Origin of the sequence: Acidovorax sp. sic0104 (assembly GCF_019219095.1) — a bacterium.
Taxonomy (GTDB): domain Bacteria; phylum Pseudomonadota; class Gammaproteobacteria; order Burkholderiales; family Burkholderiaceae_C; genus Acidovorax.
Window position 1 is genome coordinate 1 of sequence record NZ_JAHUWH010000056.1, and the last position, 414, is coordinate 414.

A 414-nucleotide genomic window follows, 5' to 3' on the forward strand; every position below is an offset into this window, starting at 1 on the left:
CCACCTTGCCGTTCTGGCTGCTGGCCACCAGCGTGGTGAAGGTCGGCGGTGCGTTGCCCGGGTTGCTCTCCCCCGTGGGGCTGAGCACGAAGCCTATGGAGCCCACCGAGGGCTGCTCGCTGTCGCGGATGCCGTCTCCGTTGCCGTCCCCGGGCACCGTGGTGCCATCGGGCCCGGGGATGCCGGGGCTCTGGTCTTCCACGGTGGGCGGGATGCCGTCGTTGTCGGGCACGCCCGGGGTGGGGGGCGTCACGGGGGGGGTCACGGGTGGGGTGACCGGGGGTTCTGGCTCCGGGTCCACCGGTGCGGCGCCGATCACCACGTCGAAGCTGTCGCTCACGGTGCCGCCATGGCCGTCGTCGGCGGTCACTTCGATGCTCACCGTGCCGGTGGCGGCGGGCGTGCCGCTGAAGG

At 73.2% G+C, this 414-nt stretch carries 1 pseudogene; it reads right to left on the reverse strand.

Annotated elements, in window-relative coordinates:
• A pseudogene (locus tag KW835_RS26645) lies at positions 1-414 on the reverse strand (hypothetical protein); the annotation flags it as partial.